The sequence below is a fragment of the Crossiella sp. S99.2 genome (genome assembly GCF_023094165.1).
Classification (GTDB): Bacteria; Actinomycetota; Actinomycetes; order Mycobacteriales; family Pseudonocardiaceae; genus Crossiella.
Genome location: NZ_JALMDK010000008.1, coordinates 24017 through 50564, shown reverse-complemented (window position 1 = coordinate 50564; position 26548 = coordinate 24017). Strand labels below are relative to the sequence as shown.

Genomic DNA, 26548 nt, shown 5'->3' with positions numbered 1-26548 from the left:
GGACACGAAGTGGTCGTCAGGGTGCTGGGGGTTGGCAGGTTGGGTCGGGGGCCGTTCGGTGGTGAGTGGGGGCGGGGTCAGGCACATGGGGGCACCTCCGAACGGCGCGGGGAGGACGGAGTGGTCTCACGCTCCTGAACTCCGGAATCCGAGCCGGTCTTGGACATCCCGCGCCGGACTTTCCGCCTGGACCGACCTCGGGATTCGGTCACCGAACGTGGTCGAGGAGGACGGGGCTGGCGGCGGGGTGCGGTGGGCTCGGCGGTGTCCTCGCACAGGTAGGAGCGCAGCCGGGCCTCGGCGCGCTGGCGCATCTTGTAGGCCGCCCACAGCTTCATCCGGCTCCGGGCCGCCCAGTCGGTCATGGGCAGTTCTTCCAGCCGGGTCGCCCCGATGACCGCGGCCTCGATCCGGGTCAGGACCCCCTCATCCACCGCGCGGGCCAGCACCAGATCCGGGTGCCCCCAGGGCGGGTGCGGCGCTCGGGAGAAGAACCCCGAAGGCAGCGGGGTCGGCGCGGCCAGGGCCTCGGCGACCGCGGCGTGCCCGGCACGGAAGGCCGCCCACCGCAAGCGCAGCATGATCTTCGGGCGGCGCAGATCGATCGTGGTGACCGCGGCGAGGAACCCGCGCAGGACCTCGCCGGCGACATCGGCCGGGTCGGCGGCGAAGCGGTCGGTCAGGCGCGCGGTGACCGAGGTGAGCGCGGGCAGGGCCATACCGACCGCAGCCACCGTCCAGGTCGCGCCCTCGGTGCGCGAGCGCAGCACCAGGTGCGCCCACACCGCATCCCGGGTCGACTGGCGGCAGCGGCGCTCCAGCACCAGATCGCGGAGTTCATCCAGAGGGACCTGGCGATCCGGAAGCCCGGGAAACCGGCGCCCGTTCAGCGCCACCGGATACGGTCCGGTGACCAGCCACTCGAAGGCGCCACGTGCCACATCGAGCGCATTCTCCGAATACGATTCGCCGTCGCTGCGGCGCGAGGTCGAACGTGTAGGCATGACGTATCTCCTGCGGCGTCGAGGTGTTCAACAACGACGCCAGTACGCCACGACGATTACTAGCGAAATGCTAGGACGATACTATGTTGATCTCCCGGTGCCGCTATGGAACTACTAGATCCTGCTGAATTCGCGACACAATGAGGGCCGGGCACCGGCGGCATACAGGGAAACCCACAAGATGGAACTAGTAGTCGATGAGCTGCGGTTTTATCGTTGATCTAGTTGTGGACTAGTAGTCGACTGCTTGCTTGTCCGGCCACGAGCTGCACGCCTGGTTCAACCTGTCGAAAAAATCTTGGAAGAGCTTCACTCGTCGAATCGGGCTGCGACGGTGGACGTCGGCGAGAGTGCGTAGTGGTGGATCCACAGCGCGTCGCCTTCCCGCGATGGACTGCAAAGTTGATGGGCTTTTGTCCAATAGGTGCGACAGAATCGGACTTAAGGGGCGTCCAGTAGTTCGCCACTCGCCCAGCAGAGGCCCCCATGACTTCACAGAGCGGTTCCGGTTCGCCCGGCAATCCAATCAACACCCCCAGCGCCGCTATCCCGCGGCGCGGAGAACTCGGTCGGCGATCAGGGTGCCGTACCCGATCACGACCCTGCCAGCCCGCTGAGGGGCCGACCCGGTTGGCCACGGTGTTGCCCTGTGCCCGACACTCCAGCGGCCCGCCCTCGACGGCCTGGCTCCTGACCGCAATCATCAAGATCGTCACCGTATACACCCGGCCCGGCCAGCGGGTGCTGCTGCTCGCGCCATCGTGCTCCGGACTACCGCTGGCGAGCATCGGCCCGGAGGTCCGGACGCCGTCCAGGCACCGCGAGTACGACTGCTTCCTCGAAGCACGCTGGGCCGTCTTCCGGCTCGGCCGGACTGTCCAGGTCCGGGCCGAGGGGCAAGCCGCGGCGCATCCGGGCGACAGCTCGCCACCGCACGCCGAGTCCGAGTCCGGACCCGGACTCCTGCCGGCCGCCCCGAGTCGCCTTGGCGACGGCGAGGTGAGTCCGGACCAGCCAGCCGATGCAATTACCAGTCCGGGTCTGGACTCCTTCGACCTGATCATCATCGCGGTCGAGTCCTCCGCCTCGGACCATCCCGAACTGCGCTACTGGCCCTCCCGCCTCACGCGCCGCGGCACCCTCGCGGTCATCACACACAGCGACCGGACTGCCAGTGGATTCCGCGATCCGACCGGCACCGTAGTCCGGACCGTTCGGGAGTCCGGACTCTGCTACCTCGATCACCTGGCCCTGCTCCGAGAGCCTGTCTGCCAGCCCCGCTCTGATGGCGGCGAGGACGGCCTCGCTGGTGAGCAGTCCTTCGCCGATCTCCTCGTCTTCACCGCCGCCCCATCCGGTGAGGTTGCTCCGGCGAATCGCGGAGACCTCCGATGACCGGCCACTCGCCGAACTCGGGTCCCTCGTCGGTGTGGATGACCGGCGAACGCACCCTGGCCGACCAACTCCGCTGCGGCGGCTACACCCCAGCCACCCAGTTCGATCACGAACAGGTCCCGCCCAAGATCGCCGCACACGCCATCGCCGCCCTCAGCCGCCCCGGCGACCTGGTCCTGGACCCCGACTGCGGTGCAGGCACCGTGCCAACCGAAGCCCTCTACGCCGACCGCCGTGCCATCGGCCTCACCTCTAACCCGCGATGGCGACGAGTGGCGCGTAGGAACATCACCGCAGCCCGCCGCAACGGTGCTCAACGGCCCGGAACCGTGATCACCGGAGACGCCAGCCTCCTCCGCGACGCTGAGGCAACCGGCCTCGCCGGCCAGGTCGACCTCGTGTTGACCGGCTTCCGAATGACCGACCGCACGCCGACCGAGTCAGTGCCGGACACCGACTGCGAACGGCTCGCCGAGGGACTGTCGTTCTGCCGCCCGCTCCTTCGCGCCGGCGGACGCATCGTGGTCATCATCCGTCCAGTTCGATACGGGGGCGCCCTGCTCGACCTGCCTGCCAGAGTGCTGGAGGCGGGAAGCGCCGTCGGGTTCGTGCCAATGCAGCGCGGCATTGCCCTCACCGCGAGGGTCCGCGGACACCGAGTGATCACCCGTGCCGGATTCGCCGAACGCCAAGCTGCTGCCCGAGCATGCGCAGGCGGAGTGCCGGTCGCCCTCACCGCCCACTACGACGTGGTGATCTTCCAGGCACCTGTCTTCCCGGACAGCCTCGCCAACAACGCGATCACCGGGTGGCAGCCCGCGCCAGCCACCGCGCTGTCGGGACGACTGCTCACCTCCGAACCGGACCCGGATCGGAAATGGGCGACATGATCATCCAGCAGCGCTGCCGTGAGTGCAGCTGGCGCACCACTTACCGCCGATGGAACGCAGCAGTGCGCGCTGCGCGTCGGCACCGGTGCAGTACCTCTCCCCTGGACTTCCGCCCAGGCATTCCGGGGGCCGCGGCAGGTGGCCTCCGGACGGCTTCTTGCCAACCTGGTCGCATCCTGCGAGTAGCCCATGGGCACTGAGCTTGAACGACTGGCTGCCTCGCTGCCGAAGATGTGGGCCAGCTTCCTGCGGGACTGGGACCGCACACTGCGGGCCGGGAACTACCCGGCGACCACGCGCTACAACTACCTGCTGGCTGCGGTTCAGCTGGCTCGATACCTGGCCGAATACGCTGCCGAAGTTGAAGCACACGATGCCGCCGAGGACCCGACCGCAGTGCGCAAGGAGCACGTGGAGGCGTTCCAGGCTTGGATGATCAAGACCCGCTCGCCGGCCACCGCCTTGAACAAGCACAAGGGACTGAAGCAGTTCTTCAAGTGGTTGCTGTTCGATGAGGAGGAGATCGACCGCTCGCCGATGGAGCGGGTGCGGCAGCCCAAAACCACGAAGAGGCTCGTGCCGGTCATCCGGGACGACGACACCAAGTTGGTCCTCGCGACCTGCAAGCCCAAGGCGTTCATCCACGTTCGCGACGAGGCGATCATCAGGCTTTACTACAACACCGGAGCGCGGCTGTCCGAAGTCGGTCGACTGCTCACCGAGGACATCGATCTCAAACTCGACTCCGTGCGGTACCACGGCAAAGGCGACAAGGAGCGCCGCGTGCGGTTCGGCCCGAAGACCGCGCGAGCCATCAGCCGCTACCTGCGCCTGCGGGACAACCATGTCGGCGCGAACCTCCCGAACCTTTGGCTGGCCGAACGCGGTCGTCGCGCACTCGCCCCGAACGGCATCAAGATCATGCTGAGGCGGCGCGGCGCTGCTGCCGGGCTCCAACGAGTACATGCCCACCGGTGGCGTCACAACTTCGCCCACGAGTGGAAACTCGCCGGCGGCGACACCGGCGATCTGATGCTCCTGCTCGGGTGGAACTCGGAGGACATGCCGCGGCACTACGGCGCTAGCGCCGCTGCCGAACGAGCCCAAGAAACCCAGTTGCGTATGGGGATCGGCGAGAATGTCTGACCGGGCGGCAAACGGAGAACGTCAGCAGCCAGCCGGACCCCGTCGCGGCATGACGTCTGAGCAGCGGAGCCTTCGCGCCCGGCAGGCCGCCCACGCCTCATGGGCAAGGACGAGCGACCGAACCGCTCGGACATCGCGGGGCATCCAGGCATTCCTTGACCGCTTCGAACAGCAGGTGGATCCCGACCACCGCCTTCCAACGGAGACTCGACAGCAGATGGCCAGGCACGCCAGGACGGCGCACATGCTGATGCTGGCTCGACGCTCGACTGAGGCCCGGCGGCGGCACAGGCGCCGGTACGCTTCCCCGGGCGACGACGGCAAGGGCTGAGCCGGTCTTCTGCAACCCGCTGAGCCGGACGGACACACCGACGGACCGCTGAAACCGAGTCGAGCCGACGCTGGTCCGGAACAAGGCGATCGTCCGCCTGATCGGCGGTGCACCGACCGCGACATCGTCGAAGCACCGCTCTACGGCGGCGGCCTGACCCACATGAACGCTGAGCCCCGCCGCATCCTCCGCCAGCTGGAGGGCCGCGGCGGCGAGTGGTCGAACGTCGCGGTGATGCGCCAATCCACATCGCTGGAACCACCACCCTGCGCGTGGACGACTGCCTCTGACTCACTGAAGAGCGAGGCGCCATGAAGGTGCCAGCCGCGCGCCCTCGCAGCGACGGCAGCACCTCCGCATCATGCTCGGTATATCTCGTGGTACAATTTTGAGGCAACCCTGGAGGAGCCTGTGCCCGCAGATGTCGTCGCAATCGCGCAACCGCGGATGCTCGTGCTTGCGCGCGAGTCACGTGGCTGGAAGCAGGGTGACGTCGCGAAGGCGATGAAGGCTCTCGACGGTGACGACTCGAAGGTGAGCCAGGCATATGTCAGCCGAGCGGAGTCCGGCAAGCTGCCGGTCAGCGGCGACCGCCTGGACCTGTACGCGAACGCGCTCGGTTACCCGGCCGAACTCTTGACGCTCGAACGCGGTGAGATCGGGGCTGGCGCCGGTTTGATCCACCACCGCAAGCAGCAGGCGGTGGCCGCACCGGAGCTGCGGCGCATCCACGCGATCCTGAACCTGACGCGCGTGCAGCTGGCCGGGCTACTCGACGGTGTCCCCCGCTCGATCGAGGCGAAGATCCCTCAGATCGCCGTGGACGACTACCTGTCGCCGGAAGAAGCAGCGGACGAACTCAGGGCCGAGTGGGGCTTGCCGGGCGGACCGATCGACTCGATCATCGCGATCCTGGAGGCAGCTGGCGGACTCGTGCTGGCTCGATCTCTTGTCGCACCGGCCCCGTTGAACTCCGGGAACGACTCGGTGCCGGTGGACGCGGTCAGCAGTTGCACTCCGGGCGAGGACCCGATCGTCTTGCTCAACGCGGGGACGCCGGGAGACCGGCAGAGGTTCACCCTGGCCCACGAGCTGGGGCACATGGTGATGCACACCATCCCGCACCCGGACCAGGAGAAGCAGGCCAACAGGTTCGCCGCCCAGCTCCTGATGCCGGCGAAGGACATCCGTGCGAACTTCCAGGGCGCCGTCGATCTCAGGCTGTTGCTGTCGCTCAAGGAGCAGTGGCACGTCTCGATGTGGGCCTTGCTGCGCCGTGCGCACACGTTGGACGAAATCAGCGACTGGCAGTACCGCACGCTCGCGGTCCAGATGGCGAGTCTTGGCTACCGGACCACGGAACCGAGCAGTCTTGATCCCGAACAACCCGTCGCCGTTCGCGCCGCGGTTGACTGGCGGCTCGACCATGGCAGCGACGTCGACTCCCTCGCCCGCGCCGCCCTGCTGCGACCAGAGGAATTTACCTGCCTCTATCTCGGCAGCACCACCAGACTTCCCATCTCGACGATCACTGCCGAGGTACGCACATGATCGAGAAATCACTCCCCGGACAGCCACATCAAGGTGCGATGCAGCTCGCGCCCGATGCACGGGCTGCGGCACTGCAGGCGCTGAGCCTTGCCCCCAAGCCCGCCGCACCGGCAGGACCGGTCGGCGAGCTGACCGACAGGGTGCTTGTCCACGCCTGCTTCGACACCGGCTACCAGCTGCTCGACCTGCTGCCGTCCGATGTCAGCGGCCTGGTCCTGCGCGGCGCGAAGGCGAACTCGGGCATCACGAAGCTGCGGCACAACCGGTACCAGGGCGCGCTGGTGCCGGACCCGGAAGGCTACACACGGGCCGCCGCAACCGAGGACGAGCCGTTCGCCCTTCCCACCGAGGGCGGTCTGTTCCCGGTATCGCTCAACGATGTTCTCCAAGCACAGCTGGATGCTGGCGCGACCGCGGCCATGACCCCGACGGGCTACCTCCCTGCCGGCCAACCAGCCCCGCTCAAGGCCGCGGCGAGGCTCGTCGAGCGACTGGACCGCGACGATTTCCTCTTCAGCGTGCCCATCGCCGTCGCCTGGCTCTCCCACGACCACTTCCCTCAGCTCCTCGCGATCCTCAAGCGCCTCACGGTGCCGAAGGCGATCATGCTGGGTGGGCAGTACGACCCGATGGACAGAAAGAAGGGCGTGGTCGCCAACCTGCGCCGCCTTGTCGCAGAGGCGGGGCATGTCGCGGTTTTTCGCACCGACCTCACCGCGTTCGACGCCATGAGCCACGGCGCGTTCGCCGCCTCGATCGGCACCGGGGGCAGCCTGCGCCACGTCGTCCCGTTCGGACAGATCCCGCTCGCGGGGAAGGGGAAGGAGAAAGACCGGTCCCCCAGCGTGTTGTTCCCGGAGCTGATGTCCTTCCACAAGGGCAACCTGCTTGCCGAGAGGTTCGCCAACTTGGAAACTCCGCCAGCGTGCTGGTGCGGCAGCTGCCATGGACGCAAGCTGGACACCTTCCTGGACAAGCCCGACTCCTTGGCCGCGCACGCACACGGCGTGCACATCTGGAACGAGTGGGGCGCCGAGATGCGTGCTCAGCGCGTCCTTGGCGAGCGTGCGGAGTGGTGGCAGAAGCGCTGCCAGAAGGCAATCGACCACTGCGACACGGTGAACATCGAGATCGGGCGGGAAGACGCATTCGACGCCCCCGGTCCGCTTAAGGCATGGGCGGGATTGCCGATCTGGCCGTCTACGCCCTGATCCGGGCGTAGACCTCTTCCTCGAACCACCAATGCGCCGGGGTGTGACGCTTGCGGACGTACCGGCACGGTTCAACGACCATGTCCAGCTCGTGACCGTCGAACACGCACACCCCAGTCCCGTAGAACGACGCCCTCATCAGCAAATCCGAGCTGTCCGCCGGCAACGCACGAAGCACCAAAGCCTTGGCACAGAACGGCGTGAAGCGGCCAGCCCGCTTGAGGCCAGTTGCCCAGTCCTTCGCCGCAACCAGCGCGAACCGAGTCCTGACCGGCGCCACGGCCAGCCGTGTCACGTGGTGGCGGTCGACCTCAACGGTCAACGGAGGCGCCGCGCGGAGGTGCTGCCGCTGCCTCTCGGTGAGGTCTCGCAACGCAACAGGTTGGTCGACCGGCAAGTTCATGAGCGTGTCCAGGAACGCCATCGACGGCGCGTCCGGTTGGTCGGCGTACCCGGCTCGCCTCGGCACCTCAACGGCATCCGGCTCGTACACCAAGCCGACGGTGAAGCCGAACATCCGGACAACCGCGGTCTCCACGCGGGATGCATCCGCCAGCGGCACCGAGCCCGCCACCGTGGTCGAGGCAGCGCGAACCGCAGCAGCCATGGCGGTCGTCATGATGCCTTCACCTCGATCGTCGCGAGCCCTTCGGCGAGCACCCCCATGGGCTCCCACACGGAGCCCTCCGCGCGGCGGTACCAACGCCGACGGTCAGGCAACCGCTGTGGAAGCTTGTCGACAAGACCCGCGCGGAGCAAATCGTTGATCGGCGGGTAGTACACGCTTGCCGCCACGCCCTGCTGCACCGCCAGATCCGAGAGGTTGACGCCGTTGTCCCCGGCCCTGGCCAACGCCGCGAGCAGCTCCAGCTTGTGACGGTTCCCGAACAGCAGCAATGACGCCCTCCTACCCGGTGGGCACTCGGCGAGAGACATGTCACGACCATAGTGATTCGCGAATCACGAATCAATCTTCCTGGGGCCAATGTCACGACGTGATGTCACCAACGCCGTTCCCATCCGTCTGGAGAACCGCCCACACCTACCGGGCGGTCTGTCGTCCATGTGAGTGGTCCCGGCTCAGCACCGCCCAACCGCGGGTGCCGTGCGGACAAACTCGATGGCATGGACGGCCGGGGCCCGGACACCCACAATCAGGTGCACGGCGGCGATCTCGGTGCCGTGGTCCAGGCTGGCGCCATCCACCACCTCACCTTCTACCAGCCTGGGCAACCCCCTGTCGTTCCCCGGCAACTGCCCCTGGCCGCGGCCGGGTTCACCGGCCGTGCCGAGCACCTGGCCACGCTCGACGCCCTTCTCCCCACCAGTGGTGGCTACGCCGAAGGCACGGTGGTGATCTCGGCCGTGGATGGCACCGCCGGGGTCGGCAAGACCACGCTGGCCGTGCACTGGGCCCACCGCGTCCAGCACCATTTCCCCGACGGCACCCTCTTCGTCAACCTCCGCGGCTACGACCCCACTACCCCCGCCACCACCGACGAGGTCCTGCCCGCCTTCCTGCACGCCCTCGGCGTACCCCCTGAGAACCTGCCGCCCAGCCTCCACGCCCAGACCGGCCTCTACCGCTCAATCCTGGCCGGACGCCGGGTGCTGATCGTGCTGGACAACGCCAGCTCCACCGACCAGGTCCGCCAACTGCTCCCCGGCACCGCCGGCTGCCTCGTTCTCATCACCAGCCGGGCCAGCCTCACGGGCCTGGTCATCGGCCACTCCGCCACCCGCCTCACCCTGGACCTACTCACCCCCGCCGAAGCCCACCAACTCCTGCACACACTCCTCGGCCCAGCCCGCCTGGCCGCCGAGCCCGAGGCCACCGCCACACTGATCCATTACTGCGCCCGCCTGCCTCTGGCACTGCGCCTGGCCGCCGGGCACGCCTTGGCCTACTCGCACACCACTCTCAGTGAGCTGGCCGCTGAGATGGCCGACGCCCGGCACCGCCTGGACCTGCTGACCGACACCGACGACCCCACCCTGGCCGTCCGCGCCGTGTTCGCCTGGTCCTACCAGCGCCTCACCGACAATCACGCCCGCCTGTTCCGCCGCCTCGGGCTACACCCTGGGCCGGAGTTCAGCCTGGCCGCGTCGGCCGCCATTGCCGGGACCGAGCTCGACCGAGCCCGGCGGCTGCTGACCTCACTCACCCAGGCCCACCTGGTGCAGCAGACCGCCCGAGACCGTTACCGCTTCCACGACCTGCTGCGCGCCTACGCCAGTGAACTCGCCGACACCGAAGATCACCCCGACGACCAAACCCGGCTGCACCAGGTCGTGCTGGAGTGGTACGCCCACCACGCCAAGGCCGCCCTCCAGGTCGCCTCTCCGGCGCACTCCTCTTGGTATCCACCTTTGGAAATACCGACCTCGGCTTACCCAGAGGTCGTGTTCACGGACCCGGCTGAGGCTTGGAACTGGGTGCGGGCAGAGTGGGACAACCTGGTCGCCGCAGCTCGGCGCGCGACTGAACGCAATCCGGTCGAACTCGCCCTCCTCCTCTGGACCGCTGTCTCCTGGTTTTCGCTTTACAGAGCACGCTTTGGCGAGGCGCGGGAGCTTCTCCAGCTGTGTGGGATGCTGGCGCGGCGTATCGGTGACCGAATCACCGAATGCACCGTGCTCCAGATGACAGGCGAGCACCTGGCACACCTGGGCCGTTGGGATGAGGCCCTCGACGTGTACTGGGATGCGCTGGCGCTGGCACGGGAGCTGGGCGATCCATGGCGGGAAGCGTGCTCCCTGCTCGACCTTGGATCGTGGTGCAACAAGCAGGGGCGACACGCCGATGCTCTCGGCCACTTGTGGGAGGCTCTGCCGCTGTGCCCCGGAGCCCAGCATGGCCGATTGGAGGGGGTGATCGAGTGTCAGATCAGCGCGGCGCTGGCAGGGCTGGGCGACTTCGAGCAGGCACTACCTCACGCGGAACGCGGCGTAATGCTCCGGCGACACGCAGGTGACAACATAGGCGAAGCTTGGTCACTGGAACAGTTGGCACGCGCTTGCCAGGGTCTAGGCAGACACCAGCAAGCGATCGCTGTATGCGAGCAGGCCCTGAGCAACACCGAGAGATTCTTCCTGTTGGGCAGAGCCGGAGTGCTTGACACGTTGGGAGTCTCGTTGGGCCATACCGGTGACACCACGCGGGCGATTGCCTGCTGGCGGGAGGCATTAGCCATCTACGAGGACTTCGAGGACTACCGGGCCGCAGACCTTCACGAACGGCTGCGCATGCTGGATCCTGGTGGCCACGGACCTGGGTAGCTGGCCGCGCTGGCCTTCGCCGCGGAGGGCAGTCCACTGCACCTGCACATCCCGACCCGGACCAAGGGAAGGCGCATTACACAATCATTGCGTTGATGGGCCGGGGTTGTCTGGTCGTCACGGCCAGCCTTGCAAACCATAGACTCCTTTACTCGGCCAGTTACACTGGAGGCTGACCTCGAAGAACAGGCCGGAGCATGTCGCTCAGTCGTTCCACGACTGGGGGTCAAGGGGTCGCAGGTTCAAATCCTGTCGTCCCGACGGTTTTGTACATGTCGAGGGCCTGATCATCCTTGTGATGGTCAGGCCCTCGGTCGTTTGTCCGTGACATGTGCGGCGGACACGGGGAAGTGCCGCCTCATTTGGTGGCGACTTCGACCTCCGCCAGCCCGTTGCCGTCCCACTCGGACTGGGTGATCTTGAACTCGCCGAACAGGGCGAAGGCGCCGACCTTGTCCAGGGTGAGGGTGGCCCGGGTGCCGGTGGGGTAGGACAGGGAGAAGTCGACCCCGCCCTTGCCGATCTTCGTCACCTTGAAGACGGGTCGGCCCGCGCCCACGTTGATGGTCATGTTCCGCTTGATCCGGAGCACGCAATCGCCGTCCGTGCAGGCACGCGGGTCGTTCGTCGGCAGCTCGACCGACGGTAGGGGCGATGGTGGAGGCGGCGGCGGTGGGGTCCATTCGGACGTCGGCGGCGGGCTCGTCGTGGGTGAGACCGGCACTGTCGTGGTGGGGCTGTTCGAGGTGGGCGCTGAGGTCGCGGCCGGGCCCTCCGCTGCGCAGCCACCGGCCAGCGCTGCGACGAACAGCAGCGCGGTCAGCCTGTTGTTTTCTCTCGCAGGTGCCACCGCGCCAGTGTGCGGTGGGTCGTGGCGGCCGTGTTCTGGGTGACAGCTAGCGGTCAGCCTGGGGCATCGCCGTTGTCGTCACCAGGCCGAGGTGGTGGCCGAGCGGAGCCAGGTTTCGGTCATCAGGGTGGTCATCAGGCCCTGGTCGCGGAGTTCGGGGGAGGTTGGGGAGGTGACGATGCGGCGGACGGCGTTGGCGTCGACCAGGCCCTGGTGGCCCAGGGCGGCGTTGGTCCAGAGGGCGACGAGTTCTTCGCGGTGGCGGATGAGGCCCAGTTCGGCGTCCTGGGTGGCCTCTGCCTTGGTGGCGCGGGACAGGGAGCGGGGCGGGACGATGCCGCGGAGGGCCGCTACCTGCAGTGGGCGGTAGCGCCAGGGGGTGACGCGGTCCTCGATCCGGACGGACAGGGCGGCGTCGACCACGTGGTCGTCGAAGTAGGGGTGGGTGGTGGGGACGCCGGCCAGGCGGGAGATGTCGTCCAGGGCTCGCATGTCCTCGGTGCTGGAGCGGATGTCGGCGAGTTCGGCGTGGGTGCCGGGGGTGCTGGCCAGGGGGTGGGCGGTGCGGGCGGCGGCTTGTAGTTCGGTGTCGATCAGGTCCAGGCAGTCGGGGGTAAGCCAGCTGGGCACCTGTAGTGGTGCGGTCCAGCGGAGTCTTGGCGTGTCGGGGGCCATGGGGGTGGAGTCGCGCACGGTCAGGCCGGCCAGCCAGGCGCGGTAGCCGCGGCGGTCGGTGAGTTGGGCCAGGACCGCGCGCCAGCGCCAGGAATCCAGGGCCCGGTAGCCGCGGAGGCGGGACAGGGTCAGCAGGGGGTGGCGGAGGGCGGTGGCGTGGAAGTGGTTGGGGGCGCCGAAGAAGAGGTGGTCGCCGCCGTTGCCGGTGAGGTGCAGGCGGCTGCCCTTGGCGGCCATCAGGGTCTGGGCGACCACGGCGCGGCGGCGGGACAGGGTGATCCGGGAGGGGAAGTCCCAGCGGTCGCGCGGGTCGAAGGCGCCCTCGTAGAACAGGGGGACGTCGGCGGTGGGCACCATGAGGTGGCCGAGGTCGGGGAGCTGCTCCAGCGCGCGGCGGGTCCACACGCCGTCGTCGTTGACTCGTTCGTCCAGCAGCAGGGTGCAGGCCAGGAGGTTGGCGCCGTTGGCATGCCGGCTGGCCAGGAAGCACAGGGAGGTGGAGTCGAGGCCGCCGGAGAGGTCCAGGCTGACGGTGCCGCCGCCGGCGGTGCGCACGCTGACCGCGGTGGCCAGGGCCGTCCGGGTGCGGGCAGCTCCGGCTTCGAGGGGCAGGTCGGGGGTGGGCGGGTGGTGCCAGCGGTTGCGGGTGGCGCCGCCGGTGGAGTGGGCGAGCAGGTACTCGCCGGGGCGGACCGCCTCGATTCCTTGCCACATCGCGCGTTCGGCCAGTTCCACGGGCAGGGGCTGGACCAGGCGGAGCGCGACCGCGCCCCGGTCGACCGGGGCGTTGACCAGGGCGGCCAGGGCCGCGGCGCGGTCGCCGGCCAGCACGGCGTCGCCGACGCGGGTGGTGAAGACCCGGCGGGAGCCGTAGGCGGTGCCGCGCACCAGCGTCTCGCCGTCGACGGAGGCCACCAGGTGGAAGCTGCCCGGCCAGGATCTGGTGGTCGTGCACAGGTCGGCGGCGGAGCGGGTGAGTGCCGCGCGCCGGGTCAGTTCGGCCTGGTCGAGGTCGAAGGTGCCGGCCAGGGCGAGCATCGTGCTGCCGGCGCGGGCGAGCAGGAACTCGTGGTCGTCCCAGCGGCCGACGATCCAGGGGCGGCCGGACGGGTGCCGGAGCACGCGGGCGCCGGTGGCCTGCCGCTGCGCTCGCTCGGCGGGCTCGCGCGCGTCCTCGCGGTCGGGGAAGACGAAGAAGAACGGCAGTTCCTGGCTCTCCATCGTGGTCACCGCTTCCTGGGGTCTCTGGTGCCGGGAGGAAGACATGCCGGGCCGAGGGTGTCCTCGGCCCGGCACGAGACGGTCCGGGTGGGTCAGAACTTGCCGCCCACGACGATCCCGTCGAAGAACCCGGACGGACGGAAACCGGTCACCGCTGCGAAGGAACCGACAAAAAGAATTACCGGCGTTTCGTACAGGGACTTCTTCGACATGCCGAACCCTCCAACTGGTATGTGCCTGATTGGTGTCGCACAACATCGGTGGCCCGTGTTGGCTGTTTCGAACCGTACGCATTCACGCTGGTTCCGACAATGGCGGCACGGTGATCAGTCGAACCCAATCCCGGTGTTCGCCCGGTTCGCCGACGAGTTTTTCACCCACTTCGATCCAGGCATGGGCGCCGAAAGGCGGCCGGGCTCCCACGCCGACGCACCAGGTGGGCCAGACTCCGTAGGCCCGGCACAGCAGCACCGCGGACAGCGACCTCGGCAGGCACGCCTTCACCCCGTGCAGGCTGATCCGGCCGGCCAGCACGACCCGGCGGGCGGCCATGGCCTGGGCGAAGGTGGCTGGCCGGGCGCCCCGGCTCAGTCGCGCGAGCACCCGCTGCAGGTGGTGCGGTTTCAGCCGCGCCAGCACCCTGGCCAGCAGGACCGCCACCTGGGCGCGCAGCCGCATCGCGCGGGTCCGGGGCGGGAACTGGTCGCGGTGCAGCGCCCCGAGCACACTCATCCGGTGACCACCCCGGCCGCGCGCAGGGCGTCTACCAGCGCGGTCACGTCGGCGGCGGCGACGTCATCATCCACCTCGAACTCCTCGACCAGCCGCTGGGCCGCGCCTGCCGGGTCGCCGCCGTCGACGAGCACCTTGGCGGCCACCGCCGCGGTCGGGTTGAGTTGCCAGTAGTTCCCGGTCCGGGTGTCCAGCAGCACGACACCGTATTCGGTTTCCGCGACCGAAACGTGCTCACGGAAGGTCAATCCCATCTCGCCACCCACTTCACTCGGACGAACAGTTCTTTCCCCACTCGGCGACCGCAGGCCGCCCACTGTCGTGCAACTGTGGAATGACCTCAGTCGCACACCGCGGCACGCGGAAAGGGCGTAGTCAGGCCGTCACCCGAGTGCCGGTGCGCAGTTCCTCGGCGAACTCGCGCCAGGCCTCCGCGCACCCGATGGCCAGATCGGCGACCACCGCGCGGGAGTGCGGCGGCATCGTGTCCAGGCGGTCGGCCCAGTCCTCCGGGCCGATGGCGTGCGTGGCGAGCCAGCGCAGCAGCAGCCGACCGGTCTCGGTGAACCGCAGGGACGGGTCCTGCTGGAGGATCCGCAGGATCGCGTCCTTGCCCCGGTGCCCGCCGTCGCGGGCGGGGTGGTGGTCGCCGCGGGGGATGTCCCTGGTCCGCGGCTGGTTCGCGCCCTGTTCGAGGGCGCGGAGCTTGGGCGGCACCGGGTCCTCGCCGCGGGACACCCGGTCCCGGACGTCCTTGGCGGTGCTGACCGAGATCCCCGCGGTCCGCGCGACCGCGCGCAGCGAGGCGCCGGGGCTGTGCGCGAAGGTCTCGCCGGCGATCCGCCTGCCTTCGGCGGTGCTCAGCGGACGGACCCGGCCGTCCCGGCCGACCCGCGCATCCGGCGCCGCGGTGTCCTCGCCTGCCCGGCGGCGCAGTGCCGCGACCGTTTTCGGGGACAGTCCGGCGGCGCCGGCGATGGCCCGGTCGGACCACTGCGGATAGACCTCCAGGATGCGCTGGGCCGCGGATTCGCGATCGCCGAGTGACAACGGCAGACCGTGCGCGATGTTGGCTTCCACGGCGAGCACAAAAGCGGCGTTTTCGTCCCCGTCGAAGAAACGGACTTCGATCTCGTATCGCCCATTCAGGATGGCCGCTTTGAGCCGGTGCATCCCGTCGATGACTTGACTGTTGTCCCGGCGTACGAGTATTGGCGGGAGGGCGCCCTCGAACTCGGCGAGCGCACGGATGTGCTCAGGATCCTCACCGTCACGGCGAGGTGAGTCCGCCGGGATGATCGAGTCGATCGGCACCATTGTGATGGTGTCCCATTCGGTCGAATCGCATTCGCGGGCAGACCGCACGCACAACCCCCTGCACCAGTCCAGCACGTGATTCGGCCATCGTGTCATTGCGGCCGTCCGAAGATTACCAATGGATGCCGGTCCGACGCTGGCGGTATGCAGATTCTTTGATCTTCACAGGCGGGTATTCAGGCAGGATTGAAGGGGTGTTCAGGAATACTTGAAGGGCGGTGTCCGGATTGTCCCGGACACCGCCTTCTGCGAGTGGGTCAACCTGTTGTGCATCGGGTGTTACCCCGCTGGATGCCCCTACGGGCACAAAACCACCGGTCCGCGACTTACCCAGGTAGGGTCGGACTCGTCTGGCTTCTGGGTGGGGAAGGAACCGCGGGTGGGGGATTTCTTGACGGCGACCGCGCTGGTGGCGCGGGGCGCGACGGCCGGTGCGCACGAGTTCGGGGTTGACCTGGACGGTCAGTGGGCGCTCGCGGACAAGCCCAACGGCGGCTATCTGCTCGCGGTGCTCGGCCGGGCCGCCGCCGCGGTCTCCGGGGCGGAGCATCCGCATCTCACCGCGATCAGCGGCTCCTTCATCCAGTCCCCCGCCCCCGGACCGGCCGTGGTCACCGCGGAGGTCCTGCGGGCCGGGCGCGGGTCGACCCAGGTGCGGGCGCGGTTGAGCCAGGACGGGGTGCCGCGGGTAGAAGCGTTGATCACCCAGGGTCTGCTTGCTGACGCGGAGCCGTGGTGGTCCGGGGCGGAGCCGGTGGAGTTGCCGCCGTTGGCGGACTGCCCGCGCTCGCCGGTGGAGGCGCCCGGTGGGGCGTTCCGGATCCACCTGCTGGAAGTGGTGGAGCAGTACCTCGATCCGGCGATGCTCGGGTTCATGCGGGGCAAGCCGACCGGGCGGGGTGTGTTCGCCGGGTGGCTGCGGCTGGCCGACGGCAGCGACTGGGATCCGTTGAGCCTGCTGGTCGCCCTGGACGCGTTGCCGCCGGTGGGTTACGACCTCGGCGTGCCCGGCTGGTCGCCGACGGTGCAGTTCAGCGCCTATGTCCGCGGACTGTGCGCGCCGGGGCCGATCCGGGTGCGCGCGGCCGCGGGCGAGGTCGGCGGCGGGCATGTGGACGAGTCGGTCTCCGCCTGGGACAGCAAGGGCAGGCTGGTCGCGCAGGGGCGGCAGGTGGCTTCGGTCCGGCTGCCCGGTCAGGGTTGAGCCGGCCGGGCTCGGGGGTGCTGTGATGCCGTTGCTCGACGTCGCGGGCGGGCCGCTGGAGTACGTGGTCATCGACGGGCGCGCGGACCTGGCGCCGTTGGTGTTCCTGCATCACGGGGTCGGCTCGGTCGCGGGCTGGTTCCGGTTCCACGCGCGGATCGCGGCCGCCACCGGGCGGCGGGTGCTGGCCTACACCCGGCACGGCTACGGCGGTTCGGCGCCCGCGCGGTTGCCGCGTCGGCCGGACTACCTCGACCACGAGGCGACCGTGGTGCTGCCGGAAGTGCTGGCCCGCTTGGGCATTGAGCGTCCGATCCTCATTGGACACAGTGACGGGGCGGCGATCGCGGTGCTGTACGCGGCCGAGCCGTCGCGGCCGGTGCGCGGGCTGGCGTTGCTGGCGCCGCTGGTGTTCGTGGAGGAACGCACCGTGCGCGGGATCCGCTCGACCGGGCGGAAGTTCACCGAGGGCGACCTGCGGGCCGAGGTGGCCACCATCCACGCCGATCCGGATGGCGCTTTCCTCGGCTGGCACGACACCTGGCTGTCGCCGGAGTTCCGCGACTGGAGTGTGCTCGACCGGCTGGGCCGGATCGGGCAGCCGGTGCTGGTGGTGGACGGCACCAAGGACAAGTACGCCACCGCGGCCCAGGGTGACGCGGTGTGCGCCGGGGTCGCCGGGCCGGTGTCCAGGGTTGTGGTGCCCGACGGCATGCACATGATCCACTTCAGTCATCCGGCGGAGACCAGGGCGGCGGTGCTGGACTTCCTGGGCGCGGTCGATCCGGAGCCCGCCGTCGAACGCCTGGACGCCGCGTTGTCGGCCGCGGCGGCCCGGTTCCCGGACCGGCCCGCGCTGGCCGCCGGGGACGAGGTGCTCAGCTACGCCGAGTTGGACCGGGCCGTCACCGAGCTGGCCGGACGGCTCTCCGACGCGGGCCGCAAACCGGGTGAGCGGCTTGGGGTGTTGCTACCCAAGGGAATCGGCGCGGTGATCGCGATCTACGCCGGGCTGCGGCTGGGCCTGGTGGTGGCGCCGCTGGACCCGGCCGACCCAGCGGCCCGGATCGCGCGGATGGTGCGTGGCGCGGGCATCCGATTCCTGTTGTGCGGCGAGCAGACCCTGGCCAAGGCGACCCGGGTGGGCGAGGGACCGGCGCTGGACCTCGGCGGCACGAGCACCCTGGTTCCGGTCGCCGCGGCGGACCCGCCCGCGCTCGGAGTCGCCGAGGACGGCGGGTACATCCTGTTCACCTCGGGCAGCACCGGGTGGCCCAAGGGCGTGCTGCTGTCGCACCGCAACGTGCTGCACTTCGCCCACTGGGCGGTCGGCGAACTGGGGCTGGGGCCTGCGGACCGGATCGGCTCGCAGTCCGCGCTGGGCTTCGACCTGAGCACCTTCGACCTGTTCGCCACCGCGCTGGCCGGGGCCTGCGTCGACCTGATGCCCGACCACCTGCGGCTGTTCCCTGGCGAGCTTCTCGACTGGCTGGATCAGCGCCGGATCTCGGTGTTCTACGCGGTGCCCTCGCTGTACCAGGGCATGCTGCTGCACGGCGAGTGGGAACAGCGGCCGCCGGGCGCTCTCCGGCTGGCCGTGTTCGCCGGGGAGCCTTTCCCGCCCCAGTACCTGGAGCGCTGTCTGCGTGCCGTGCCGCAGGTGCGGTTCCACAACCTCTACGGCCCGACCGAGACGAATGTGTGCACGCACGAACCCGTTCCGCCGTCCTGGTCGGCCCTGGACGGCCTGTCGATCGGCCGGGCCATTCCCGGCGACTTCGTGGAAGTCCTTGACGAGCAAGGACTTCCGACCGACGGCGACGGCGAGATCCACGTGGCGGGCGCGACCGTGTTCCTCGGCTACCTGGTCGACGGCGAGTTGCTCGACCCGGCCCGCGAGGTCCGTTTCCGGGACGGGGTGACCCGGCGCACCTACCCGACCGGCGACCTCGGCCACTTCGAAGCGGACGGCAGGCTGCACCTGCGCGGCCGGCGGGACCACCAGGTGAAGCGGCACGGGCACCGCATCGACCTGGAGGACATCGAAAGCGCACTGCTCGAAGTGTCCGATGTGGACGCCGCCGCGGTGGTGCTCAAGTCCGGCGCACCACACGCCGGTGAGATCTGGGCGTATGTGGTCGGCGCGGATTCCCTGACCCCGCAACGGATATCCGCCGCACTCGCGGCCGCACTGCCCCGCCGGATGCTGCCTGACCGGGTACTGCCGGTGGCCGGATTACCGGTGAACCAACGCGGGAAGCTCGACCGAGCCGCCCTGTCCGAACGGAGTGCCTGACGTGCCGACCCTGACCACCGTCGACGAGCTGTGCGCGCTGATCCGCGACTGCGTGGCCTGGACCGAGGACGATGTTCCGGTGGCGGTCACCCCGGACACCGAGTTGCTGGCCCTGGGTTTGCTGGACTCGCTGACCATCCGGCGCATCGTGGCCGAACTCGCCGCGGCCGGCGTGGCCGTGCCGGATGCCCGGGTGGTCGCGGCGACCTTCCGCAGCCCGGCCGCGCTGTGGCAGGTCGTCACCGAACTGCGCGACGCGGCCTGATGGACTTCGACCAGTCCCCCGCCCAGCGCGCGCGGTACGCCGACACCGTGGCGGCGCTGCGGGAACTGCCCGCCGGTACGGAGTTCGACCGCGACCGCTGGCAGCGGCTCGGCGCACTCGGGCTGCTGGGTGCCTGCGTGCCGGCAGACCAAGGCGGCCAAGGACTTGGCGCCCTGGACACGGCACTCCAGTTCGAGGCCGCGGGATATGCCTGTCCCGATGTCGGCCTGCTCTTCGCCGCGGGCGCGCACCTGTTCGCCTGCGCCATGCCGATCGCCCGCTTCGGCGCCGCGGACCTGCGCGCCAGGGTGCTGCCCGGGATGTGCACGGGCGAGCTGATCGCGGGCAACTGCATGACCGAGGACGGCGCCGGTTCCGACATCTCCCGGCTGAGCACCACCGCCACCGCGGTGCCCGGCGGCTACCGGCTCAACGGCGCGAAAGCCTTTGTCACCAACGGTCCGGTCGCCGACCTGCACCTGGTCTACGCCACCACCGACCCTCAGGCAGGCCAGTGGGGCATCACCGCCTTCCTGGTCCCCGCGACCAGCGAGGGCGTGCGCGTCGGCGAGCCTCTCGACAAGCTCGGCATGACCGGCGCCGCCGCGAGCACCGTCGGCTTCGAGGACTGTTTCGTCGCGGAGTCAACGGTGCTGGGCGCTCCCGGCCAGGGCACCGAGATCTTCCAGCACTCCATGTCCTGGGAACGCGCCTGCCTGTTCGCGCTGTTCCTGGGCGTGCAGGACCGCCTGATCGAACGCAGCGCCGAACACGCCAGGGACCGCCGCCAGTTCGGCCGCCGCCTCACCGATTTCCAGGCCGTCTCGCACCGCCTGGCCGAGGCGAAACTCCGGGTCGAGTCCGCCCGGCTGCTGCTCTACCGGGCCTGCTGGTCGATCGACGCCGGACGCCCGTCCGCGCTGTTCACCGCACTGTCCAAACTGGCCACTTCGGAGGGCATGCTGGCCACCGCGACCGACGCGGTGCGGTTGTTCGGCTGGCGCGGCTACCTGGCCGGGCACGAGGTGTCGGCGGCGCTGGGCGACGCGATCGGCGGCACCCTGTTCTCCGGCACCTCCGACATCCAGCGCCAGCTCATCGCCCTGGAACTGCTCGACCAACTCAGCAGGTAGCGGCTGGTCAGACGCTGCGCAGCACCGAGACCACGGTGCCCAGCACCACGGCCTTGTCCCCGTCGATGACCTCGTAGGCCGGGTTGCGGGGCTCCAGGTAGACGTGGCCGTTGCGGCGGCGGTAGACCTTGACGGTGGCCTCGTCGTCGATCATGGCGGCCACGATCTGACCGGAGTGCGCCTCGGTGGTCTGCCGGACCACAACCATGTCGCCGTCGCAGATGGCGGCGTCGATCATGGAGTCACCGCGGACGCGCAGCGCGAACACGGTGCCGCGCCCGGTGAGTTCGCGGGGCAAAGTCAGCTGATCGTCCAGGTGCTCTTCGGCGGTGATCGGGCTGCCCGCGGCGATGTCGCCGACGACGGGGACGGTGACCGAGTCCTCATTCGCCTTGTGCGCGGCGTTGTCCCGCAGGAACAGCCGGACGTCGATCGGCCGGGACATGGACGCGCTGCGGCGCAGGAATCCCTTGTCCTCCAGGCTCGTCAGGTGCTTGGACACCGTGGAGGACGAACGCAGGCCGAGGGCGTCGCCGATCTGCCGGGTGCTCGGCGAGTAGCCGTGCCGCTGGACCCAGTCCCGGATCGTGACCAGGATCTGCTGCTGCCGCGGCGGCAGGGACGCGGCGTCCAGGTGCTCGAACACGTCAAGATCGTCGTAGGCGGTCACCAGCGGAATGGTAGAGGTCCGGTCTGGACCGCGGGCGGGCGGGCGTGGTAACGGGTGTGGCAGGGTGCCGGTATGCGGGTGGCGGTGGTGTCCGGGGGTGAGCCGGGGCATGTTTTCCCGGCGATCGCGTTGTGCCTGCGGCTGATCGAGGCCGGGGACGAGCCGACGCTGTTCACCGTGGGGCCGTGGGTGGACGCCGCGATCGAGGCGGGGATTCCGGTGCCGCGGCTGACCGGGCTGCCCCTGGACGATGCGGGTGGGCGGGAGGATCTGGGGCGGTGGCAGCACGAGCGGGCGGCGGCGATGGCCACCGCGCTGGCGCCGTGGATCGCGGCGGTGCGGCCGGAGCTGGTGGTGTGCGATGTGCTCGCGCCGGGAGGTGGGTTGGCCGCGGAACTGCTGGGGGTGCCGTGGGTGAAGTTGTCGCCGCATCCGCTGTACGAGCCCTCGCGGGGGTTGCCGCCGCTGGGCAGTGGGCTCGCGGTGGGGACCGGGATCGCCGGGCGGGTGCGGGATTCGGTGTTGCGGGCGGCCACCGGGCGGGCGATCCGGTTGGGTGAGCGGCAGCGGGCGCGGGCTCGGCTGGGACTCGGGTTGGCAGCGCGGGAACCCGGACCAGCGGCGCGGTTGATCGCGACGTTGCCGGCGTTGGAGGTGGCGCGGCCGGACTGGCCGGGGAACGCGCGGGTGGTGGGGCCGTTACTGTGGGAGCCGACCGGTGCCGTGCTGGAACCGCCGCCGGGGGACGCGCCGCTGGTGCTGATCTCGGCTTCGACCGCGGTGGCCGGGGCGGCGGGGGTGGCCGAGGCGACCGTGGAAGCGTTGGCGGGTATGGGGGTTCGGGCGGTGGTGTGCACGTTCGGGGCGCCACCCGCCGGGCTGCCGGACTGGGCGCGGGCGGGGCTGGGGCGGCAGGATGTGTTGCTGCGGCAGGCTTCCGTGCTGGTCGGTGGCGGCGGGCACGGGGTGCTGGCCAAGGCGCTGCTGGCGGGAGTGCCGATGGTGGTGGTGCCGGGTGGCGGGGATCAGTGGGAGCTGGCCAACCGGGCCGCACGGCAGGGCAGTGCGGTGATCGTGCGGCCGCCGCGGGCAGAAGCGTTGCGGGCGGCGGTTTCCCGGGTGCTGGGCGAGCCGGGGTTCGCGGCCGCGGCGTTGCGGGCGGCCGATCTGGACGGGGTGTGGGATCCGGTGCGGGTGTGCCGGGACGCGGTCACCGGTGCCGTGACGTGAGCGGCACCGGTGACGCGAGCCGGACTCAGTACGCGGCTTCCAGGGCGATGCGCCGGGCGGTCACCTCGGCCGGGTCGTCGCCGAAGACGAGCAGTTGCAGGGTGGCCTGGCGGATCGGGTTGTCGGTGCGCGCGGTGTCGTGCCCGGCCAGCACCAGCAGGCCGCCCGCGGCCAGTGCCGGGCGCAACCCGGTGAGCAGCTCGGCCAGTGGCGCGGCCACCGTCAGCTTCACCGACTCGGCCGGGCGATCGAGGGCCTCGGGCCGGACGGATTGCAGTGCCAGCAACGGGATCGAGCCGCTGGTGATGCGGAAGTTCAGGTCCAGCATGATCAGTCTGCCGTCGGCGGTCTGCGCGCAGTCCAGGCTGCACAGGCCGCGGTAGCCGGCGTCGGCGGCACGCTGGGCGATGGCAACGCATTCCGCGCGCAGCTCCGCGGGCAGCGGGGTGACCAGGCCGAAGCGGCCGCCGGTGTAGATCCCGGCCGCGTCGACGTGCTGTTCGGTGACGGCGAGCAGGCGGGCGGTGGCATCGGCGGCGACGTAGAGCTGGATGCCCCAGTTGCGCCGGATGTCCAGGTACTCCTCGACCACGAACTCGCCGAGCACCTCGGTGAAGGCGGGCAGCGTGACCGGCTCGTCGGCCAGGTGCAGGCACACGTCCAGGCTGCCGCCGTGCGCGTCGTCGGTGGCGGCCTTGAGCACCCAGGACTTCTGCACCGGGGTGGCTTCGGCCAGTTCCGCGCGGGAGACCACGGTGCGCCGGGCCCGGAACCGCGGGTCGACGAAGGTGTTGATGCTCGCCTTGTTGTTCAGGTGCCCGACCAGCGCCGCGCTCTTGACCGAGTGCTCCTCCGCGCACAACGCGGCCGGCTGCGGGTATTCCATCGAGATCCGCAGCCCGTCCCCGACCGCCTCCCGCACCCTGGCCGCGAACTCCACCTCACCGCGGAAGGCCCGCAGGTCCGCGCCGACCGGTAGCCCGCCGTCGCGCAGCATCGCCAGCAGTATCGGGTCGGTGCCACCCGCGCTGCAGATCACCGCGGTGTCCCCGGCGATGCCGATCGGCCGGGCGGAAAGCACATCGCGGGTGTGCCGGGAGCCGCTGACCGCCCCGGTGGCCTCCACCGCGGGACGAGCGCAGACGGCGACGCCGGGACCATAGACATCGATGAGAGCACGGGGGGCGCCGAGCGACGGCGACAGGACGGTGGTCAGACTGATGGGGAACCTCATGAGGTAGCGGGGTGGCGACGGCGACGCCCCGGCACGGGCGTAACGCGACTTGGGCCGTACGGGTGACGACGAATCCGGCCCTGGCGAGTCGGCTTCCGGTGACGGGCCGATCGATACTCGCGAGCCTGCCCCCACAGTCTCACGTCCCGGCCGTATTGCCCAGCGGGGCGGCGGCGGACAGCAGAACGCCCGCACCCGCGAGTGATCGCGGGGTGCGGGCGTGGTCACGCCAGGGTCAGCGCGTGCCGACCAGGTCGATCACGAACACCAGGGTCTTGCCGGAGAGCCGGTGCCCGGCGCCCGCGGGGCCGTAGGCGAGTTCCGGCGGGACGGTGAGCTGCCGCCGTCCGCCGACCTTCATGCCGGGGATCCCGCGCTGCCAGCCCGCGATCAGATTGCCCAGCGGGAACTCGATGGTCTGGCCGCGGTTCCAGGAGGAGTCGAACTCCTCGCCCGTCTCGAACTCCACGCCGACGTAGTGCACCTCGACCGTGCCGCCAGGGGTCGCTTCCGCGCCCTCCCCCACCGTCAGGTCGGCCACCACGAGTTCGGTAGGCGGCGGGCCACCCTGGAAGTCGATTTCCGGCTTCGTCATGCGTCGGATCCCTTCATTTTCTCGCCGTCAGCGGATCGCGCCCACCGTAGCCGCCGGGGCGCGGGCTCACGACACGGAGCGGTAGTGCTCGGCGATCTCGTCGCTCGTGGTCAGCCAGACCCCGGGGTGGTTGACCACGTACTCCAGTGCCTCTTCCAGATACCGGTGCCGGAACGGCTGGTTGATCACGAACGGGTGCAGGGCCAGGGCCATCACCCGGCCGCTGTCCGCGGAATCGGCGTAGAGCTGGTCGAACTGGTCCTTGACCACCCGGACGAACTCGGGCCCGCTCAGGCTCTTGCCGAGGAACAGGCCGATGTCGTTGAGTTCCACCGAGTACGGCACGCTCAGCAGGCCGGGCACGGTCAGCGGGTACGGCTGGTCGTCGTTGGTCCAGTCCAGCAGGTACCCCAGCCCCAGCTCGGCCAGCAGCCGCGGCGTCTGGAAGGTCTCGGTGAGCGCGGGCCCCATCCAGCCGCGCGGCCGGCGGCCGGTGTGCGCCTCGATGGTGTCCACCACCTCGGTGAGGTAGGCGCGTTCCTCCTCCACGGTCATGTCGGCCTGCAGGGTGGAGTTGTTCTTGCCGTGCGCCAGCCAGGTCCAGTCCCGCTCCCGCCCTGCCTCGATGATCTGCGGATACCGTTGCGCCACATCGGAATTGAGCAGCACGCTGGCCCGCAGGCCGAGGCGGTCCAGGGTCTTGATCAGCCGCCAGATGCCGACCCGGGGGCCGTAGTCGCGCCAGCCGTAGTTGAGCGGGTCCGGCGACAGGTGCGTGGTGCCGGCGAAGATGCTGGTGGAGGGCTGGTCCACCAGGTAGTGCTCGACGTTGACGCCGAGGTAGAAGGCGACCCGGGCGCCGCCGGGCCAGTGCAGCGGCGGGCGGTCGACGATCGGGCTGTACGCGAAGGGCGGGTTGTCCATGCCGCCATGCTCGAACCTTCACACTGATGTGAAGGTCAAGCGCTGGGTTGCCAGGGCGGCTTGATCCAGTCCCAGTGTGGCACCGGCTCGTGCGCGTTGGGGGTGGCGCCGGGTGCGGAGAACAGCACGGCCAGGCGGCTGCCCCATTCCAGATACCCGGCGAAGGCGGCGCGGAACTCCGGGTCGGCGGGCAGTCCGGCCTCGTCGGCGGCGTCCTGCAGCAGTGTGACCCAGCGGCGGCGCTGCGCCTCGGTGATGCCGCGGCCGAGGTGACGGAAACATGGTCGACCCTGACCAAGCAGGTCTCCGGCGATCATGTGCGGGTGCCCGCCGTGCCCGGCGCTGTAGTCGGCGGGGCCGCCGAGCACCTCGCCGAGCCAGGTCGCCACGTGCTGGGCGTGCCGCGGATCCATCTCCCGGAACACCGGCGCCAGCACCGGGTCCTGCGCCACCTGGCGGTAGAAGACCTCGGTCAGCCGCAGCAGGGCCGAGTGCCCGCCCGCCCAGTCGTACAGCGTCGGCGGCCGCGCCCCACCCTGGCCGGCCACCGGCGTCGGCTCGTAGTGCCGCATCTCCTCGATGTCGCCGACGTAGCCGCGGATCTCGGCGAAAAACGGCGGGAAGTACGGCCCCTGCCGGAACCCGCCCAGGTGCGCCTGAGCCGAGGTCCAGCGGATCCGCAGCACATACTTCGACGGATCCTCCACGCAGCGGCTGAGGTCGTAGTCCACGCATTCCGGCGCACCGGCCAGTGCGGTGGCGGCCCGTGCGTAGGCCGCCTCGAAGTCCGCGGCGGCGGCGGGTGGAATCGTGTAACGCAGGTATTCGACGATCACCCGGTCAGGCAACCAGCGGTGGCCGGACCGGGCAACCACGCACTTTTCGGTACGTACCTGGGGAGAACGAGCATGGCGACACGCCCGAGGCGCTATCACTGCGCGGTCGAGTTGGCGGTGGAGATCATCGGCGGCCGGTGGAAACCGGTGATCCTGGCCCACCTCAAGGAAGGGGTGCACCGCTACGGCGAACTGCGCCGCCGGATGCCGGGGGTCAGCGAGAAGATGCTGACCCAGCAACTCCGCGAGCTGGAGGCCGCTGGCCTGGTACGACGGGAAAGCCTGGACGGCAAGGTGCCGCACGTGGAGTACCGGCTCACCGCCGAGGGCGCCGCACTCGGCCCGGCCCTGACCGCCCTGCACGCCTGGGGTGTGGACCGGGCGGCCAGCCGCGGCATCGCCTTCGAACCGCTGCCGTAACCGCGCTACGCGAACCCGGTCGGCAAAACTCGTTCGAGCGAGCTGTTCGAACTCGCCAGAAGTCGAGCCCAACTCCCGATACGCTGTCGCATCGTGGGCCTGTCCCTCCCCCCTTTGGCGGGCCCACACCGGGCGCTGG

The 26548-nt window shown here is 69.8% G+C and carries 26 protein-coding genes; 12 read left to right on the top strand and 14 right to left on the bottom strand.

Annotated elements, in window-relative coordinates; all coding sequences use genetic code 11:
* Positions 1-77: 77 nt before the first annotated feature.
* Positions 78-1004 carry a hypothetical protein gene (locus MZC64_RS28750; RefSeq protein WP_247762253.1) on the bottom strand — a complete coding sequence of 309 codons (927 nt, stop codon included), beginning with the start codon at positions 1002-1004 and terminating at the stop codon, positions 78-80.
* Between the two features lie 630 nt (positions 1005-1634).
* On the opposite strand from MZC64_RS28750, the gene MZC64_RS28745 reads away from it, so the two are divergent.
* The 5 genes from MZC64_RS28745 to MZC64_RS28725 all read left to right on the top strand — a co-directional run bounded on the left by MZC64_RS28745 (position 1635) and on the right by MZC64_RS28725 (position 7528).
* Complete coding sequence (locus tag MZC64_RS28745) at positions 1635-2399, top strand: hypothetical protein (protein ID WP_247762252.1); 765 nt, start codon at positions 1635-1637, stop codon at positions 2397-2399.
* The gene (locus MZC64_RS28740; protein ID WP_247762250.1) at positions 2396-3289 is read left to right on the top strand and encodes a TRM11 family methyltransferase; all 894 of its coding nucleotides are present in this window, start codon (positions 2396-2398) and stop codon (positions 3287-3289) included. The genes MZC64_RS28745 and MZC64_RS28740 overlap by 4 nt, the downstream gene beginning before the upstream one ends.
* A 189-nt stretch (positions 3290-3478) precedes the next feature.
* Positions 3479-4435 carry a tyrosine-type recombinase/integrase gene (locus MZC64_RS28735; protein ID WP_247762248.1) on the top strand — a complete coding sequence of 319 codons (957 nt, stop codon included), beginning with the start codon at positions 3479-3481 and terminating at the stop codon, positions 4433-4435.
* Positions 4436-5177: 742 nt separating this feature from the next.
* The gene (locus MZC64_RS28730; RefSeq protein WP_247762247.1) at positions 5178-6317 is read left to right on the top strand and encodes an XRE family transcriptional regulator; all 1140 of its coding nucleotides are present in this window, start codon (positions 5178-5180) and stop codon (positions 6315-6317) included.
* Positions 6314-7528 carry a hypothetical protein gene (locus MZC64_RS28725; RefSeq protein ID WP_247762245.1) on the top strand — a complete coding sequence of 405 codons (1215 nt, stop codon included), beginning with the start codon at positions 6314-6316 and terminating at the stop codon, positions 7526-7528. The genes MZC64_RS28730 and MZC64_RS28725 overlap by 4 nt, the downstream gene beginning before the upstream one ends.
* Here the strand turns inward: MZC64_RS28725 and MZC64_RS28720 are convergent.
* From MZC64_RS28720 to MZC64_RS48855, 3 genes are all read right to left on the bottom strand, one after another.
* On the bottom strand, positions 7518-8147 hold the full coding sequence (locus tag MZC64_RS28720) for a hypothetical protein (protein ID WP_247762243.1): 630 nt from the start codon (positions 8145-8147) through the stop codon (positions 7518-7520). The two genes, MZC64_RS28725 and MZC64_RS28720, sit on opposite strands and share 11 nt — an antisense overlap.
* Positions 8144-8425, bottom strand: a complete 282-nt coding sequence (locus MZC64_RS28715) for a hypothetical protein (protein ID WP_247762241.1) — start codon at positions 8423-8425, stop codon at positions 8144-8146. Before MZC64_RS28715 ends, MZC64_RS28720 begins: the two co-directional genes overlap by 4 nt.
* 183 nt (positions 8426-8608) lie before the next feature.
* Complete coding sequence (locus MZC64_RS48855) at positions 8609-8824, bottom strand: hypothetical protein (protein WP_247762239.1); 216 nt, start codon at positions 8822-8824, stop codon at positions 8609-8611.
* Positions 8825-8893: 69 nt separating this feature from the next.
* Between MZC64_RS48855 and MZC64_RS28705 the strand changes: the two genes are divergently transcribed.
* Positions 8894-10807, top strand: coding sequence for a tetratricopeptide repeat protein (locus tag MZC64_RS28705; RefSeq protein ID WP_247797758.1), 1914 nt, complete (start codon positions 8894-8896; stop codon positions 10805-10807).
* 358 nt (positions 10808-11165) lie between these two features.
* On the opposite strand, the gene MZC64_RS28700 is transcribed toward MZC64_RS28705, so the two are convergent.
* From MZC64_RS28700 to MZC64_RS28680, 5 genes are all read right to left on the bottom strand, one after another.
* Positions 11166-11378, bottom strand: coding sequence for a hypothetical protein (locus tag MZC64_RS28700; RefSeq protein WP_247762236.1), 213 nt, complete (start codon positions 11376-11378; stop codon positions 11166-11168).
* A 357-nt stretch (positions 11379-11735) separates the two neighbouring features.
* The gene (locus MZC64_RS28695; RefSeq protein WP_247762812.1) at positions 11736-13553 is read right to left on the bottom strand and encodes an asparagine synthase-related protein; all 1818 of its coding nucleotides are present in this window, start codon (positions 13551-13553) and stop codon (positions 11736-11738) included.
* Positions 13554-13847: 294 nt separating this feature from the next.
* A complete protein-coding gene (locus tag MZC64_RS28690; RefSeq protein WP_247762235.1) occupies positions 13848-14285 on the bottom strand; it encodes a lasso peptide biosynthesis B2 protein in 438 nt (145 codons plus the stop codon).
* Positions 14282-14539 carry a lasso peptide biosynthesis PqqD family chaperone gene (locus MZC64_RS28685; protein WP_247762233.1) on the bottom strand — a complete coding sequence of 86 codons (258 nt, stop codon included), beginning with the start codon at positions 14537-14539 and terminating at the stop codon, positions 14282-14284. Before MZC64_RS28685 ends, MZC64_RS28690 begins: the two co-directional genes overlap by 4 nt.
* Positions 14540-14660: 121 nt before the next feature.
* Positions 14661-15602, bottom strand: coding sequence for a ParB N-terminal domain-containing protein (locus MZC64_RS28680; RefSeq protein ID WP_247797762.1), 942 nt, complete (start codon positions 15600-15602; stop codon positions 14661-14663).
* 379 nt (positions 15603-15981) lie between these two features.
* Between MZC64_RS28680 and MZC64_RS28675 the strand changes: the two genes are divergently transcribed.
* From MZC64_RS28675 to MZC64_RS28660, 4 genes are read left to right on the top strand one after another with little or no spacing between them, the layout of a single operon-like run.
* On the top strand, positions 15982-16806 hold the full coding sequence (locus MZC64_RS28675) for a thioesterase family protein (protein ID WP_247762226.1): 825 nt from the start codon (positions 15982-15984) through the stop codon (positions 16804-16806).
* A gap of 25 nt (positions 16807-16831) precedes the next feature.
* Positions 16832-19102 (top strand): alpha/beta fold hydrolase, encoded by a 2271-nt coding sequence (locus MZC64_RS28670; protein ID WP_247762224.1) that lies wholly within the window; start codon positions 16832-16834, stop codon positions 19100-19102.
* 1 nt (position 19103) lies between these two features.
* Positions 19104-19367 (top strand): phosphopantetheine-binding protein, encoded by a 264-nt coding sequence (locus tag MZC64_RS28665; RefSeq protein WP_247762222.1) that lies wholly within the window; start codon positions 19104-19106, stop codon positions 19365-19367.
* Positions 19367-20500 (top strand): acyl-CoA dehydrogenase family protein, encoded by a 1134-nt coding sequence (locus MZC64_RS28660; RefSeq protein WP_247762221.1) that lies wholly within the window; start codon positions 19367-19369, stop codon positions 20498-20500. Before MZC64_RS28665 ends, MZC64_RS28660 begins: the two co-directional genes overlap by 1 nt.
* A 7-nt stretch (positions 20501-20507) precedes the next feature.
* On the opposite strand, the gene lexA is transcribed toward MZC64_RS28660, so the two are convergent.
* On the bottom strand, positions 20508-21170 hold the full coding sequence (gene lexA, locus MZC64_RS28655; RefSeq protein ID WP_247762220.1) for a transcriptional repressor LexA: 663 nt from the start codon (positions 21168-21170) through the stop codon (positions 20508-20510).
* A 72-nt stretch (positions 21171-21242) separates the two neighbouring features.
* On the opposite strand from lexA, the gene MZC64_RS28650 reads away from it, so the two are divergent.
* Positions 21243-22400 (top strand): glycosyltransferase, encoded by a 1158-nt coding sequence (locus MZC64_RS28650; RefSeq protein ID WP_247762218.1) that lies wholly within the window; start codon positions 21243-21245, stop codon positions 22398-22400.
* 25 nt (positions 22401-22425) lie between these two features.
* Here the strand turns inward: MZC64_RS28650 and MZC64_RS28645 are convergent, their stop codons facing one another.
* The 4 genes from MZC64_RS28645 to MZC64_RS28630 form a co-directional block, all read right to left on the bottom strand.
* The gene (locus MZC64_RS28645; protein WP_247762216.1) at positions 22426-23634 is read right to left on the bottom strand and encodes a hypothetical protein; all 1209 of its coding nucleotides are present in this window, start codon (positions 23632-23634) and stop codon (positions 22426-22428) included.
* Positions 23635-23869: 235 nt separating this feature from the next.
* Entirely contained in the window at positions 23870-24229 is a 360-nt protein-coding gene (locus tag MZC64_RS28640; protein ID WP_247762214.1) for an FKBP-type peptidyl-prolyl cis-trans isomerase, read from the bottom strand.
* 66 nt (positions 24230-24295) lie between these two features.
* Positions 24296-25153, bottom strand: coding sequence for a polysaccharide deacetylase family protein (locus MZC64_RS28635; protein ID WP_247762212.1), 858 nt, complete (start codon positions 25151-25153; stop codon positions 24296-24298).
* Between the two features lie 35 nt (positions 25154-25188).
* Positions 25189-25989, bottom strand: a complete 801-nt coding sequence (locus MZC64_RS28630; protein ID WP_247762210.1) for a group II truncated hemoglobin — start codon at positions 25987-25989, stop codon at positions 25189-25191.
* Between the two features lie 72 nt (positions 25990-26061).
* Here MZC64_RS28630 and MZC64_RS28625 point away from each other — a divergent pair, with 72 nt between their 5' ends.
* Complete coding sequence (locus tag MZC64_RS28625; protein ID WP_247762208.1) at positions 26062-26409, top strand: helix-turn-helix domain-containing protein; 348 nt, start codon at positions 26062-26064, stop codon at positions 26407-26409.
* Positions 26410-26548: the final 139 nt, after the last annotated feature.

What these genes read in the sequence shown, in the direction of transcription:
- MZC64_RS28750 (WP_247762253.1), bottom strand. Translation starts at nt 1,004, where the DNA reads ATGCCTACACGTTCGACCTCGCGCCGCAGCGACGGCGAATCGTATTCG.
- MZC64_RS28740 (WP_247762250.1), top strand. Translation starts at nt 2,396, where the DNA reads ATGACCGGCCACTCGCCGAACTCGGGTCCCTCGTCGGTGTGGATGACC.
- MZC64_RS28735 (WP_247762248.1), top strand. Translation starts at nt 3,479, where the DNA reads ATGGGCACTGAGCTTGAACGACTGGCTGCCTCGCTGCCGAAGATGTGG.
- MZC64_RS28725 (WP_247762245.1), top strand. Translation starts at nt 6,314, where the DNA reads ATGATCGAGAAATCACTCCCCGGACAGCCACATCAAGGTGCGATGCAG.
- MZC64_RS28720 (WP_247762243.1), bottom strand. Translation starts at nt 8,147, where the DNA reads ATGACGACCGCCATGGCTGCTGCGGTTCGCGCTGCCTCGACCACGGTG.
- MZC64_RS28700 (WP_247762236.1), bottom strand. Translation starts at nt 11,378, where the DNA reads ATGACCATCAACGTGGGCGCGGGCCGACCCGTCTTCAAGGTGACGAAG.
- MZC64_RS28695 (WP_247762812.1), bottom strand. Translation starts at nt 13,553, where the DNA reads ATGGAGAGCCAGGAACTGCCGTTCTTCTTCGTCTTCCCCGACCGCGAG.
- MZC64_RS28690 (WP_247762235.1), bottom strand. Translation starts at nt 14,285, where the DNA reads ATGAGTGTGCTCGGGGCGCTGCACCGCGACCAGTTCCCGCCCCGGACC.
- MZC64_RS28685 (WP_247762233.1), bottom strand. Translation starts at nt 14,539, where the DNA reads ATGGGATTGACCTTCCGTGAGCACGTTTCGGTCGCGGAAACCGAATAC.
- MZC64_RS28680 (WP_247797762.1), bottom strand. Translation starts at nt 15,602, where the DNA reads ATGGTGCCGATCGACTCGATCATCCCGGCGGACTCACCTCGCCGTGAC.
- MZC64_RS28670 (WP_247762224.1), top strand. Translation starts at nt 16,832, where the DNA reads ATGCCGTTGCTCGACGTCGCGGGCGGGCCGCTGGAGTACGTGGTCATC.
- MZC64_RS28660 (WP_247762221.1), top strand. Translation starts at nt 19,367, where the DNA reads ATGGACTTCGACCAGTCCCCCGCCCAGCGCGCGCGGTACGCCGACACC.
- MZC64_RS28650 (WP_247762218.1), top strand. Translation starts at nt 21,243, where the DNA reads ATGCGGGTGGCGGTGGTGTCCGGGGGTGAGCCGGGGCATGTTTTCCCG.
- MZC64_RS28645 (WP_247762216.1), bottom strand. Translation starts at nt 23,634, where the DNA reads ATGAGGTTCCCCATCAGTCTGACCACCGTCCTGTCGCCGTCGCTCGGC.
- MZC64_RS28640 (WP_247762214.1), bottom strand. Translation starts at nt 24,229, where the DNA reads ATGACGAAGCCGGAAATCGACTTCCAGGGTGGCCCGCCGCCTACCGAA.
- MZC64_RS28635 (WP_247762212.1), bottom strand. Translation starts at nt 25,153, where the DNA reads ATGGACAACCCGCCCTTCGCGTACAGCCCGATCGTCGACCGCCCGCCG.
- MZC64_RS28625 (WP_247762208.1), top strand. Translation starts at nt 26,062, where the DNA reads ATGGCGACACGCCCGAGGCGCTATCACTGCGCGGTCGAGTTGGCGGTG.